Raw genomic sequence first — 13,804 nt, forward strand, 5'->3', positions numbered from 1 at the left:
TCGGGGCCTTCGATGATACGAGGCACCCCCGGGATTGCAACCGCACGAACCGGCCGGGCCGAGGGGCCCTCGACGGTCAGGCGAGCTCACCCCGCAGGACGGTCACGGCCGACCCCGCCAGCTCGACCCGGTCGCCGAGCACCCGGACCCGGACCGTCCCCCGACGGGCGGAGACCTGCTCGCCGGTCATGGTGCCGAGGCCGAGGCGTTCGCTCCAGAATGGGGCGAGGGCGCAGTGGGCGGAGCCCGTGACCGGATCCTCATCGACCCCGGCGGCGGGGGCGAAGAACCGGGAGACGAAGTCGACGCCGGGGCGGTCGGACCGGGCGGTGACGATCACCCCTCGGGTCGGGATCGCTCGGAGCCGGCCGAAATCGGGGGAGAGGCCGAGGACCTCCTCCTCGGTGTCGACCTGGACCAGCACGTCCATCCGGTTCCCGCCGACGAACCGGGGGACCAGGCCGATCGCCTCGACCAGCCCCCGGGGGGGCTCCCGCTCGGCGACCGGCTCCGAGGGGAAGTCCAGCGCGATGAGGCCCCCCGGGCGCCGTGCCCGGAGCCTCCCCGATCGGGTCGAGAAGGTGATCGGCTCCCCCTCGGGCCGGTGGCCGTCCTCCCAGAGGACGTGGGCGGCGGCCAGGGTGGCATGGCCGCAGAGGTCGACCTCGACGGTCGGCGTGAACCACCGGAGCCGGTAGGAGTCCGGCTCATCGGGCCGGGGCTCGGGATGCAGGAACGCCGTCTCCGAGAGGTTCATCTCCCGGGCGACCGCCCGCATCCAACCCTCGTCCGCCGGGGACCGGAGCACGCAGACGGCCGCCGGGTTGCCGGAGAAGGGTCGATCGGCGAAGGCGTCGACTTGGACTATTCGCTGTCCCATCGCGGAGTTCCTCGGGATGAATCGGGGGTCGCCCGGACCGATCGGGTGGGGCGCGGGAGCCCGTCGTCTGGATTCCGGAGGATTCCGGGCCGGGCCGGGTTCGCCGGAAGGCCGATCGACTCGGCCGGCCTCAGCGGGTTCCCGTCGAACCGGGGGCGTCCGCCAGGAGGTCGGCGATCTCCCTCATGGTGATCGCCCTGCGGTCGGGCTCCGGCTCGAGTGCCCCGCGGATGATCGGGGAGAAGGGGGCCGGCACCTGCTCGGCCGGCGCCCTGGGCCGGGTGTTCCGGATCTGCTCGAAGACCTGGAGGACGTTGCCGGCGCCGATGGCGCGATGGCCGGTGAGCAGCTCGAAGAGGATCGACCCCATCGCGAAGACGTCGGAGGCGGGCGAGGACGGCTCCCCGCGGGTCTGCTCGGGGGCCATGTACCCGGGGGTGCCGGTGATGCCGGCCGAGGAGAGATCCCGGCTGTCGATCGTCTCGAAGGGGTCGTCGGGGGCGCCGACCCGGTGGGCGAGGCCGAAGTCGACGATCTTGGCGAGGTCGCCGACGTCGACCAGGATGTTCTGCGGCTTCAAGTCGCCGTGGACCACCCCCGCCTCGTGGGCCGCCGCCATCCCCGAGGCGACCTGCCGGGCGATCCCGACCGACCGTCCGACCGTCAGGCCCCCCGAGGCGATCAGGTGGTCCAGGCGGGGGCCGGCCACGTACTCCATGGCGATGATCGGCAGCCCCTCGCTGTCATCCACCGCGTAGACGGTGCAGATGTTCGGGTGGTTCAGGGCCGCCGCGGCCCGGGCCTCGTCGAGCAGGGCCCGGGGCCGGGCGCCGGGCCTCGGGCGCAGCACCTTCAGGGCGACCGGGCGCTTGAGGGTCTCGTCCCGGGCCAGGAAGACGGCCGCGAAGGTCCCCGATCCCAGCTTGCGATCGATCCGGTAGTGGGCCACCACCCGGCCGGGGCCGAGGATCTTGGTCGGGTCGATCGTCGCGTCCCCCGGCCCCCAGCCCGAGGCGCACATCCCGCCGCTGGTCAGCGCCCCGAGGACCCGGAGCACCTCGTCCGCCCTCCGGCCGACCCCCATGCTGTGCACCACCTGGTACTGCACGAGCCCCGCCGGGTCGATCAGGAACAGCCCCCTCAGGGAGACCCCCGGGGGATCCTGGTAGACCCCGAAGGCCCGGCTCACCCGACCGTCCTCGTCGCTGGCCAGCGGGAAGGGGAGCCGTCCCAGTCCCCCCTCCGTCGGATCGACCCGCATCCACTGGCGGTGCGAGTCCAGCGGGTCGCAGCTGACGCCGAGCACGCCGCAGCCGATGGCCTCGAACTCGTCGATCCGATCGGCCAGCGCCGTCAGCTCGGTCGGGCAGACCAGCGAGAAGTCCCTCGGGTAGAAGACCAGCGCCAGCCACCTCCCCCGGAAGTCGACCGACCGGGACCGCCCCTCCCCCCGATCGGCCGACACGCTCGCCAGGTCGAACTCCGGGGCCGGGCGGCCGATCATCGGCTCGGGCACGAGCGTCGCTCCGCGGGACTCTCAAGGGCCAGTCGGCGGAGTCTCGTCCCCTGCCCCTCCCCCGACCCTCATCATCTTATCATAGCCGTCGACCCCCAGCCCGCCCGGCCGACATACCCGCCAGGACCGGCTTCTGCGGGGCGAGCCACTTGACCGGACGAACCCGATTACGATATCATGCACCATTGCACTCGTCGTCGGGGGCCCGGGGTTGGACTTCGCCCGACCGGATGACGATAGAGAGGGTATGATGGTCCTGGTTCGAGGCCGCCGGCCCGGCGGAGCCCCTGTGGCCAGGGCGTGTTGATCGCAAACCGTACGCTCCCCGGAGAGGACCATGAGCAGCCTCCCCCTTGGCCGTCGCCGCGCGGGGCTCCGGCCCCGAGTTTCAAAGAGTCGTCCTTCGGTCGAGGCGCTGGAGCAGAAGCAGCTGCTGGCGACCTTCACCGTCACGAGCAACGCCAGCTCGGGGACGGGGACGCTCCGGCAGGCGATCGTCGACGCCAACGCCGCCGCCGGCGCCGACCTGATCGATTTCAACCTCCCGACCGGCCAGCGGACGATCGTCCTGGATCAGGCCGACGGGCAACTGCCGGAGATCGTCGACCCGGTGACGATCTCCGGGTCGGTGGCCGTGGGCACCGGCCTGCCGAGCATCGAACTCAGCGGCCAGAACGTCAGCGGGGACGGCCTGAGGCTCTCGGCGGGCAGTTCCGTCGTCCGGGGGCTGGCGATCAACCGCTTCAGCGGCGCCGGCATCCGGATCAGCTCCCGGGGCGGCAACCTCGTCGAGTCGGTCCACCTGGGGACCGACGTCGCGGGCAACAACGACCTGGGCAACACGGGCCCGGGGCTGTTCATCGGCTCGGCCAACAACACCATCGGCGGCGTCGGCAACTCGGGCCGGGTGCTCAGCTCCGGCAACAGCGGCGACGGCATCCAGTTCCTGGGGGTCGACGCCTCCGGGAACGTCGTCACGAACACTTACATCGGCATGGACCGGGCCGGTGGCCGGGCCATCCCCAATGAGGGACAGGGGCTGCTGCTCAGCGGCGCCTCGGCGAATACGATCGGCGGCACGACCACGGCCACGAGGAATGTGATCTCGGGCAACTCCCTCAGCGGCGTGGCGATGATCCCCGGATCGAACAACAACGTGATCCAGGGCAACCTGATCGGCGTCGCCGCCGACGGGACCTCCGACCTGGGTAATCTCAATCACGGCGTCTTCATCGACGGGGCGAACGATAACACCATCGGCGGCAACTTCGCCGGCGCCGGCAACCTCATCGCCAACAACGGCGGCACGGACTCCCAGTTCAACGGCGTCACGGTCGAGGCGGGCACGGGCAACACGATCCTCACCAACCGGATCGTCGACAACGCCGGGCTGGGGATCGACCTGGGGGGCGACGGCCAGACTCCGAATGACGATTTCGACGCCGACACCGGGCCGAACGGCCTCCAGAACTACCCCGTCCTCTTCGGCGCATTCTCCAACAGCACCGAGACGAACATCCAGGGGCTCTTGCAGAGCACCCCGAACACCGTCTTCACCCTCCAGTTCTTCGAGAATATCGCCGCGGACGTCAGCGGCTTCGGCGAGGGCCGTCGGCTCCTAGGCGAGACGACCATCACGACCGATGCCAACGGGCTGTTCCTGTACAGCCTCGACTTCAACCCGCCGGCCTCGGTGGGGAGCTTCATCACCGCGACCGCCACCTCTCCGACGGGCGACACCTCCGAGTTCTCGGCCGCCGTCGAGGTCCAGGATGGGTTCTTCCGGTTCGTCGATGTCGCCCTGAGCGTGAATGACACCCCGGATCCGCTGCGAACGGGCGAGGTGCTGACGTACGACATCACGCTCGACAACCGGTTCTTCGCGGCCTCGAACGTGATCCTGTCGATCTCGCTGCCCGACTCGGTCCAATTCGACGACACCGACCTCTCGATCCCGCCGGTCGCCAACGCCCAGGTCATCCGATCGGGCAATGACCTGACGATCATCATCCCCCAACTGGGGGACTTCTCAAGCCTCTCGATCACCCTGGACGTGGTGCCGAGCCTTCCGGAACTGCTGGTCTCCCAGTTCAGCGTGGCCAACGCCGACGACACCCAGCCCGGCAACAACTCGGCCACGACCATCACCCAGGTCACGCTGAGCCCCGACACCTCGGTCCTCAACTTCCGGACCCGCAATTACTCCATCTCCGAGTCCGGCGACCTCGCCACGATCGAGGTGGTCCGCTCCAACAATGCGGCCGGCACTGTCAGCGTCGATTACCAGACCTTCGACGACACGGCCACCGCCGGCGACGACTACGTCGCCTCCTCCGGCACCCTCACCTTCGGCCCCAACGAGCTGACGAAGACCTTCACCATCCCGATCCTCAACAACGAGGTCGTCGACGCCAACCGGACCGTCCGCCTCGGCCTGAGCAATGCCACCGGCACGGGGATCGTCGGCGTCCCGTCCCTGGCCACGCTGACGATCTTCGACGACGACCCGGTGCCCGCCCAGCCCCAGTTCCTGCAGTTCTCCCAGGCGAGCTCGACCGTCCAGGAGAACGGCGGCGAGGCCAAGATCGTCGTCCGGCGGACCGGGGGCATCGACGGGGTCGTCTCGATCCCCTACTCCACCGCCCCCGGCTCCGCCGTCCCCGGGGAGGACTTCACCCCCGTCAGCGGCATGCTGACCTTCCTGAGCGGGGAGACGGAGAAGACGATCGTCGTCCCGGTGATCGACAATGCCGAGGTCGACGGCAACCGCGACTTCCTCGTCAGCCTCGGTCAGGGGACCGGCGCCGCGGCCGGGACGCCGAGCCAGGCCCGCATCACGATCGTCGATGACGAGTCGCCGCCCGCCGGCTCCTTCGAGTTCTCCATGGCCGGCTACACCGTCTCCGAGGCCGACGGCCGGGCGACGATCACCGTGACCCGGAGCGGCGGATCGGGCCCGGCCTCCGTCTCCTATGCCACCGTCCCCGGCACCGCCCGGCCGGGCGAGCGCTACCAGCCGGCCTCCGGCACCCTGGAGTTCGGCCCCGGGGAGACGGTGAAGACCTTCACCGTCGACCTGATCGACACGCCGGGCTTCGTCGGCCCCCAGACCGTGATCCTCGAGCTGACCCCCGGGGACGGCGCCTCCCTCGGGGCCATCGGCCGGGCGATCCTGACGATCACCGACGACGAGGCCGCCCCCCAGGGAGTCTTCCAGTTCGACACCTCGTCGATCGTCGTCGACGAGGCGGCCGGGGTGGCCCGCCTGACCGTCATCCGGGCGGGCGGCGCCTTCGACGCGGCGAGCATCGGCGTGGCCACGGCCGTCGGCAACGCCGTCGCGGGGACCGATTACGAATCGATCGCCGTCCGGCTGACCTTCGCCCCCGGCGAGACCTCGAAGACCGTCGAGATCCCGATCCTCGACAACGATGACTTCGACGGCGACCGCGCCTTCGGCGTCTTCCTCGGCTACCCCGAGGGGAACGCGGCGATCGGCGACCCCGGCTCGGCGGTCGTGCTCATCCGGGACAACGACCCCGACCCGATCGTGCCTTTCGTGACCGACGTCCGATCGATCGGCTTCGGCGGGTCGATCTCGACCGTGGCCATCTTCTTCAACAAGGCGATGGCCCCGGAGTCGGCCCTCTCCCCGGGCAACTACGTCGCGGTCGCCCACGGACGGGACGGGGTGCTCGGCACCGCCGACGACCGCTCGATCCCGATCGCCGGGGTGGGCCGGTCGGACGACGGGCTGGCCGTGGCCCTCTCGCTCGCCTCGGCGGTCCCCCAGGGGGAGTTCCTCACCGTGGCCGTCAACGGCCTTGCCGGCGGACTCACCGACGCCTCGGGCAGCCTGCTCGACGGCGACGGGGACGGCGTGGCCGGGGGCAACTTCTCGACGTCCCTGGTCCGGGCCTCCGGCCGCTTCAGCTACCGGGACACCGACGGCGACCTGATCACCTACGCCGCCACCGGCGGCGGCGTGGTCGAGGTCACCCGGGGTGCCCCCGGCACCGGCGACGTCGTCCGGGTCCTCGACGCCGTCCCCGGCCGGACGGTCCTCCGGGGCCAGGTCGTCCGCCAGCGGGGCGGAGACGGGCTGGCGCTGATCCGCCGGCTCGAGGGAATCGACCCCTTCGGTCGGGTCCGATCCGCCCTCCGCACCCCTCCCTTCGTCGACCTCAGCCAGATCGCCCCGGCCGCGGTCGACGCGATCCTCGCCTCCCAGGCCCGCCGCACTCGGCGCTGATCTCCTCTCCCCGCCCACCCGCTCCCCCGTCTTCGGGAGGGCGGATGGGCGGGGCCCGGGTGAGGGAGCCTCGGACGACACGAAGGGCCCCGCACCCCACGCCCGCCCCCATCTGCGGCGGAGTGGGTCGCCGGGGCCGGGTGAGGGGGACTGCTACTGCTGCACTCACCCCGATCCCTCCGTCGCCCCATGTGCTGCCCGGACGGCCGACCGATCCCGCCCGCTTGACGCCTCGCCCTGCGCGGTCCCATGATCGATCTCGACTCCGAGACGCGATCGACGGGAGAGCCACGCATGACCTCCGGCGCGATAGGCCGGGCGATGATCGGCCTCTTGGCCCTCGCCATGGCGACCTCGACGGCGACGGCAGGAGTCGGCGATCCCCAGGTGTCGACCGACCACCCGTGGTACCCGGGTGAACTCGCCTGCTCGACGTTCGACCGGCTTTTCGCCTCGCAAGCCGTCGCATTCGAGCGCCTGATGGGTCGTCCGCCCGGCTCGGACGAGGATCGTTCGCTCGCCTCCTGGCTGTGGCGGTCCACGCACTACTGGCACGGCCAGCCTGCGGACCTCGACCTCTGGGGCTTCGGCTTCGGCACCGGCCCGGACCCGACGATCCGGGAATACTGGACCGGCCTGTTCGCCTTCGGCTTCGGCCTCTGCGGCACGACTCACGCCCAGTGGTGCGCCGAGATCGAGGAGCTGCTCGGCCACGCCCGGGGGCGGGTCGTCGGCGTCCGGGGCCACAATAGCTTCGAAGCCTGGTTGACGGGCGGCCCTTACGGGGGAGGCCGCTGGGCCCTGCTCGACCACGACATCTGCACCGTCGTCTTCGACCCCGAAGGCCGCCGCCTGCTGTCGATCCCCGAGATCCGGGCCGACCTCGACACCCTGGCCGACCCGTCCCACCTCCCCGACCGCCAGCGGGGCTGGCCCCTGGGGGGCCTGCACCCCGACGACCCGGAGGCCTACGACCGCTACACCACGGCCGAGTACCTCGCCGGCTACGCCTCGGCGCCGCCGATGGTCCACCTCCGACGCGGCGAGGTCCTGCGCCGCTACCCCGAGCCCGGCCTCGACGACGGCCGGACCTTCGCCTTCTGGGGCCTCAACGACCGGAACGGCGACCTCCCCGGGCCGGAGCGCAGCCGGACGTTCGTCAACCAGCCCGACCGCGTCTTCCGGAACCCCGAGGGCTCCGGCTACCGACCCGGCCAGGCCCGGTTCGCCAACGCCGTCTACCGCTACGCCCCCGACTTCGGCTCCGGGGACTACCGAGAGGGGGTCGTCGCCGAGGACGAGTCCTCCGTCACCTTCTCCTTCTCCACCCCCTATGTCATCGCCGCCTCGCCGCCCGACGACGAGCCCTGGGGCGTCCTCGACGACGGCTGCCGCAACGGGCTGGTCGTCCGAGGGTGGGTCGATTGCCCCGTCTCCGTCTCGATCGACGACGGCCGGACCTGGCTCGACGCCGGGCGGCTCGACGCCGGGGCCCTCGACCTGACGGACCTCGTCAAGGGGCGTCAGCACTACCTGATCCGGTTCGGGGCGGGGGCCGAGGCCCTCGCCGACGCGGGGCTCTCCTGGATGACCGTCTGCCAGGCGAACTCCTCCGTCCTCCCCCGGCTCACCGACGACGGGAGCGCGGTGACCTTCCTCGCCTCGGGCCGCGCCGTCACCTCCGCCGGGCCGGTGGTCGAGCATGCCCGGACGCACCTGGTCTCGGGGAGCTTCGACTCCCCCCGGGCCACCCTCTCCCTCTCCACCCCGAGTGGTGAGAAGGCCGTCGCCGTGCACGCCTCGGCCCACGTCCGTTCGGGCAACCCTCCCGACCCGGAGGTCACCTACGCGATCGACTGTTCTACCGACGGCGGCATCTCCTGGCGCCCGCTCGCCTCCGACTGGGCCATCCCGCGACGCGGCGAGGAGCCCGACGATTTCTGGTCGCAGAGCTTCTGCTGGGGATCGGCCCCGATCGGGGCCGACGACGCCTCCTCCGTGCTCGTCCGCTTCTCCAACACCGGCGGCAAGCCCTACGCGCGATGCGAGGCCCAGCTCGTTTACCAGATCCCTTCGCCCGACTGGACCCGGGTCACCTTCGCCTGGTCCGACGACTCCGGCGACCGCTCGCATGCCGAGGTCGTCCCGGGTGGCGAGCAGGCGACCTGGGTCGTTCCCACCGGCTCCGGCGTCCAAACGCGCTGGGTCGAGTTCGAGCCCGTCGCCGGGACGCGGGAATAGACGCGGCGGATCACGTGGATCGCCGACGCACAGGCCCCCAGGATCAGGCCGGCCCCGAATCCGAGGGAGATGCCGAACAGCCCGCCCAGCCAGATCAACGCGACGAGGCCGTCGAGCCGGACGGGCCCCCCTCCCTGGAACACGACGGAGGCCGCCAACGGGGCGGCCACGCCGACGACCCCTCCGGCGGTGACGCTCCCGAAGACGCCACTCCCGCCCCGCCTCCGCCCCCGGATGAACCCGAAGCCGATCGCGCCGAAATACATCGACACCGTCACGACCACCTCGAGGGGGGCCCCTCGGAGCCGAATCATCCCGGCCATCACCACGCCCAGCACCGCGACGCCGATCATGAGCCGACCAATCGTCCACCGCCGTCGGCCCGGGTGTTGCTCGGCGGCCGATCGCATCGCATGATCCTCCAGAGAATCCCCCGACCGATCGTGCCGAGGCCAGTCGACCGATGTCCAACGATACCCGAGGCGAGGTCGCATCGCTCTGGACCTTCCTCCCCTATGCGTCCCCGATGCTGGCGTACGTGCTGCTCACCCAGGCCGAGGCGTACATCCCGGAAGGCCGCCAGGAGGCGTGGTATCCGATCGCCTATGCGATCAAGGTGGCGATCGTCCTGGTGATCATGCTGCTCGGACGGTCGGCGTTCCGGGACCTGAGGCCGGTGCCGGGGCCGGGGGGGTGGGCCCTGGCGGTGGGCATCGGGCTGGGGGTGACGGCCCTCTGGGTGGGGCTCGACGGGATTTACCCCCCCCTGCCCTTCCTGGGGGGGACTCGGGAGGGGTACGACCCGAGCGTGCTCTCCCCGGCGGCGCGATGGGCCTTCATCGCGGTCCGGATGGTCGGCCTGGTCGCGCTGGTGCCGGTCTTCGAGGAGCTATTCTGGCGGTCGTTCCTGATGCGGGTGGTGATCGATACCGACGACTTCCGACGCGTGCCGATCGGCACGGTCACGCCGCTGGCCGCGGCGATCACGTCGGTCGGCTTCATGCTCGTGCACCCGGAATGGCTGCCCGCCCTGCTGACCGGCCTGGCCTGGGCCTGGCTGTTGCACCGGACCAGGAGCGTCTCGGCCTGCGTCGTCAGCCACCTCGTCGCGAACCTGGCGCTGGGCGTCTATGTGCTGGCGACCGGGGCCTATCGCTTCTGGTAACGGAGAGGAAGAGGGCGGGGCACGTCGCCCGAAGGCGTTTCCCCCCCGGCACGACGGGCGATCCGACCCTTCCCGCAAGACCATGCAATCGGCATAATGGATCGATCGGGCGAGCACGCGACCGATCGGGACCGGGCCCTCCTTCGGCCTCGTCCCTCGACGGCTCCCGATCTCCCTTCCCCCCTTCCCGAGCCGGAGGACGAACACCGATGAGACGCACCATCGCGACGCGAGGCGGGCTGCCGGCCGTCGCCCTTTCCGTGCTGATGGCCGGCTGCGGAGGGGGCTCCGGTGGCGGCGACGAGACTCCGGTCGTCGACATGAGGGATCCCTCCTTCTCCGGCCCCGGCGGCGGCGCCCCGGCCCCGGCGGCCGCCCCACCGGCCCAGGCCGCCCCCGTCCCGGGTGCCCCGGCCGGCTTCGCACCGGCCGGCCCCGCGGGAGGGATGGTCGCGGAGAACGCCCCGCGGGGCGGCACTCCGATCGGCGGGCCGGCCGCCGCGGTGGCCGGATCGGGGGGGCCGGTCGCCGGGGGCGCCTCGGCGCCGGTCGCCCCCACGCCGACCGGCGGCGGGGCCGCCGCCGGCGACCTCGCGTTGAACGAGATGCTCTCGGCGGCGAACGCCGCCAACGACCCCGGGGCCGCCCGAGGTCAATCGGACTCCTCGGGGGCTCCCTCGCAGGGCTCCGGCCCCCCTGGCAGGCCCGGTGACCCCGGCTCGTCGGGCATGATGGCCATGATGGCCGGCCAGGGGGGCATGATGGGCCCCAACTCCTCCGGCTCGGCGATCCCCGGGATGGCACCGGGGATGGCACCCGGGCCCGGCCGGGGGGGCAGCGAGTACGGGGAATACGGCATGCAAGGCCCCTCGGCCGGCCAGGCCGGGCAATTCGGGCCCGGCGGGCAGGGCGGCTTCGAGGGCGGGTTCGGCGGCCAGCCCGGCATGCTCGGCCCGGGAGCCGGAGGCGCGGCCGAGCCCGCCGACTTCGAGTCCCCCCAGGGGGCCGTCGAGGCGTTCCTCGCCGCGATCGAGGCCAAGGATATCCAGCGCCTCCAGGAGGCCACCGCCCTGCGGGCCCCCCAGCAGGCCGAGACCGCCGCCCGCCGCAAGGCCTTCCAGGCGATCCGGGAGATGAGCCTCACCCCCGAGGAGTTCGACACCATCGCCGAGAACATGGACGGCTTCGAGATCGCCCGGATGGGCCGGGCGACCGAGGTCGGGATGCTCAGCTTCATCCTCCAGAAGGAGGGGGAATTCGGCAGCACGCTCCTGCGCACCATCGACGTCCGCAAGGAACGGAGCGGCTGGAAGGTCCTCGACGTGTCCGGCATCTCCGAGATCAAGGCGCTCGGCGGCCGGGCGAGGGAGCAGGCCAAGAATAAGAACCAGGGCGGCTCCGGCAACAATTGAGCGAGCCTCGACGGCCAGGCAACGCGGGAAGGCGGCGGCACCCCGGCGAAGTTTCCCGGTCACGCCGTTTGAAACAATGACGCGATCGCCTTGAGCGAATTGCCCCCCGGCCTCCGGGAAAAACCGAGGGTCGGGGGCATTTTTCCTCAAGTTCTCGCCTTGAACCGCGAGCGAATCCGCCGAATCTGGCAGTTGGCACCAGGGCTGCAAGAGGCCCGGCCATCACCTCTTGCCATTCCGACGCAGGATGCGATGGAATCGGTTCTCGGAGCCCGGCCGGGCATGCCCCGGGCCGACGTTCCCCGGCGCCCCAAGGAAGGAGTGGTCATGGACTGGACCTCGTCCCGCCCCGGCATCGTCTTCGATCTACTGGTCATCCTGTTCCAGGTCTTCGGCGTCCTGGCCCTGGTGCTCTCCCGGCTCTTCGCCACCCCCCGATGGTCCGAGCGCGGGCAGTGGGCCTTCATGGTGGCGGTGGTGGGCCTCGGCGTGGCCGGGGCCCTGAGCGGCAACCAGGATTCGGAGTTCGGGCTCTTCGCCGGGCTGACGATGACGACCCTGCTCATCGGCATGACCGTCGGCGGCGGCCGTGACGCCGCCGACACCCCGGCCGTCTGGGCGGCGCCGGAGGGTCAACCCGGCTCGTGATCGGGCCGGATCCGGGCCGACCTGCCCGACAGGTTTGACTGACCGATCCCATCCTCATCGGGGCCGCCAGGCCCCGGCGTTTTTCCCGCCGACGCGGTCCTCCGCGACCCGATTCAAGGCACCAGCGTTCGCTCGTCGGCCCGGAGCCGACCCGCCAGGGAGAGACCCCGGACCATCCGGCCCGGGGGGACTTCCCGGTCGCGGGTCTCCTCGGGGCCCGAAGCCCGGCTCGGGGCCGGGACCCGGCCATCCGGGACGGCGGGCGGAACGGACCGGGCGTCGCCCCCGCAAGGTGCCCGGTCTGGTGTTCGATCGGCCATCGGCGGGAAAGGATGGACAGGACATGATCGCGATGCAGAAACGGATTTCGATCGCATCGGGCGTGCTGGCCGCGATCGTCGCCGCGGCGTCCCCGGCCCTGGCCGGGGATCGGGCCTCCAACCAGCAGACCGCCGACGCCGTGGCCGCGGCCCTGCGCTCCGTCCCGGCGCTCTGGGGCCAGCAGGTCTCGATCGAGGCCAAGGACAGCGTCGTCACGCTCTCCGGCACCGTCGCCGATGCCGGCCAGCGCGACGCGGCCATCGAGCGGGCCCGCTACCTCCCCGGCGTCTCGGCCATCGTCGACGCGATCCGCGTCGGCAACGACGCCAACGCCCAGCCCACCCAGTACCAGGTCGCCATGGGCGGCCACGGCCACGGCGGGATGGGCGGCACCGTCTACGACGGCGGCGCGACGATCGGCGGCGCCCCGATGATGGGCGGCACCGTGGTCGGCGACGCCGGCATGTCCGGCCCGCTGCCCGAGGGCCCGGCCGGGTTCGGCGGCGCCACCCAGGCGTCGTCCCCCGGCTACCCCAACTACGCGTGGCCCAGCTACGCCCCGCACCCCAACTTTTCGGCCGTCGGCTACCCGACGGCCTATCCCTGGCAGGCGTGGCCGAACATCGGCCCGTTCTACCCGTACCCGGAGGTCCCCCTCGACTGGCGCGCGGTGACGCTGCGGTGGGATGACGGCATCTGGTTCCTCGACTTCAAGAAGCACTACACCCGGCCGTTCTTCACGCCCTACCCGTTCGGCTTGTTCGCGTACTGAGATCGGACCACCGGTCCCCGACCCGGGTCGGGTGCGGCTCGCCGAGGGGCGTTTTCCCGACGCCCCCGGCGGCCCCCGCCCCCGGGGACCGGCCCGATCTGCCGACCGGGGCCCCGTGCAATGGCGGGGGGAGGCACTTCCGAACGCCCGGGGCCGGGTTGTCGCTTCGGCGGCATCCCGGCCCCGGGTCGTTTCAATTGATCGGGGACGACGGGCCGATCCGGCGCCCGAGGCCCCGTCTCCCGTCCCGCGAGCGGGCTGCGTCCCTGAGACGCGGAGGCCCCCGCCCGATCAGGCCCGACGCCCGGTCCCCGGGCGGTCGGACGAGTCGGCTCAGTTCGCCGGCGGCTCGATCTCCAACTCGGTCGATTCCTCCTCCATGATGGGGGCTTCGGCCGCGTCGTCGATCTCGGCGGCGTCGACCGGCGGGCCTTCCATCCCGCCGCCGACCGGGGCCTCGTCGACGGGGGGGACGGCCTCGTCGCCGCCGCAGCCGGGGAAAATGACCAGGGCGCCGAGCAGCGCGACGAGCGAGATGGTCGAGATGAGCGTCTTCACGGGGTGTCCCTCTCAAGCGGTGCCGATGCGGGGAAAGGC

At 71.8% G+C, this 13,804-nt stretch carries 9 protein-coding genes; 6 read left to right on the forward strand and 3 right to left on the reverse strand.

Annotation, left to right across the window (positions count from 1 at the left end; genetic code table 11):
- Positions 1-76 precede the first annotated feature (76 nt).
- Entirely contained in the window at positions 77-880 is an 804-nt protein-coding gene (locus tag ElP_RS29820) for a PhzF family phenazine biosynthesis protein (protein WP_145276453.1), read from the reverse strand.
- 130 nt (positions 881-1,010) lie between these two features.
- The gene (locus ElP_RS29825; RefSeq protein ID WP_145276454.1) at positions 1,011-2,396 is read right to left on the reverse strand and encodes a protein kinase domain-containing protein; all 1,386 of its coding nucleotides are present in this window, start codon (positions 2,394-2,396) and stop codon (positions 1,011-1,013) included.
- Between the two features lie 337 nt (positions 2,397-2,733).
- Between ElP_RS29825 and ElP_RS29830 the strand changes: the two genes are divergently transcribed.
- The 6 genes from ElP_RS29830 to ElP_RS29855 all read left to right on the forward strand — a co-directional run bounded on the left by ElP_RS29830 (position 2,734) and on the right by ElP_RS29855 (position 13,207).
- On the forward strand, positions 2,734-6,648 hold the full coding sequence (locus tag ElP_RS29830; protein ID WP_145276456.1) for a Calx-beta domain-containing protein: 3,915 nt from the start codon (positions 2,734-2,736) through the stop codon (positions 6,646-6,648).
- Positions 6,649-6,969: 321 nt separating this feature from the next.
- Positions 6,970-8,889 carry a hypothetical protein gene (locus ElP_RS29835; protein WP_145276457.1) on the forward strand — a complete coding sequence of 640 codons (1,920 nt, stop codon included), beginning with the start codon at positions 6,970-6,972 and terminating at the stop codon, positions 8,887-8,889.
- A 463-nt stretch (positions 8,890-9,352) separates the two neighbouring features.
- A complete protein-coding gene (locus tag ElP_RS29840; RefSeq protein WP_145276459.1) occupies positions 9,353-10,054 on the forward strand; it encodes a CAAX prenyl protease-related protein in 702 nt (233 codons plus the stop codon).
- Positions 10,055-10,263: 209 nt separating this feature from the next.
- On the forward strand, positions 10,264-11,466 hold the full coding sequence (locus tag ElP_RS29845; protein WP_145276461.1) for a hypothetical protein: 1,203 nt from the start codon (positions 10,264-10,266) through the stop codon (positions 11,464-11,466).
- 327 nt (positions 11,467-11,793) lie between these two features.
- The gene (locus ElP_RS29850; protein ID WP_145276462.1) at positions 11,794-12,114 is read left to right on the forward strand and encodes a hypothetical protein; all 321 of its coding nucleotides are present in this window, start codon (positions 11,794-11,796) and stop codon (positions 12,112-12,114) included.
- 352 nt (positions 12,115-12,466) lie between these two features.
- The gene (locus ElP_RS29855; protein ID WP_231749314.1) at positions 12,467-13,207 is read left to right on the forward strand and encodes a BON domain-containing protein; all 741 of its coding nucleotides are present in this window, start codon (positions 12,467-12,469) and stop codon (positions 13,205-13,207) included.
- 333 nt (positions 13,208-13,540) lie between these two features.
- On the opposite strand, the gene ElP_RS29860 is transcribed toward ElP_RS29855, so the two are convergent.
- Positions 13,541-13,765, reverse strand: coding sequence for a hypothetical protein (locus ElP_RS29860; protein ID WP_145276465.1), 225 nt, complete (start codon positions 13,763-13,765; stop codon positions 13,541-13,543).
- Between the last annotated feature and the right edge of the window lie 39 nt (positions 13,766-13,804).

Origin of the sequence: Tautonia plasticadhaerens, assembly GCF_007752535.1 — a bacterium.
Classification (GTDB): Bacteria; Planctomycetota; Planctomycetia; order Isosphaerales; family Isosphaeraceae; genus Tautonia; species Tautonia plasticadhaerens.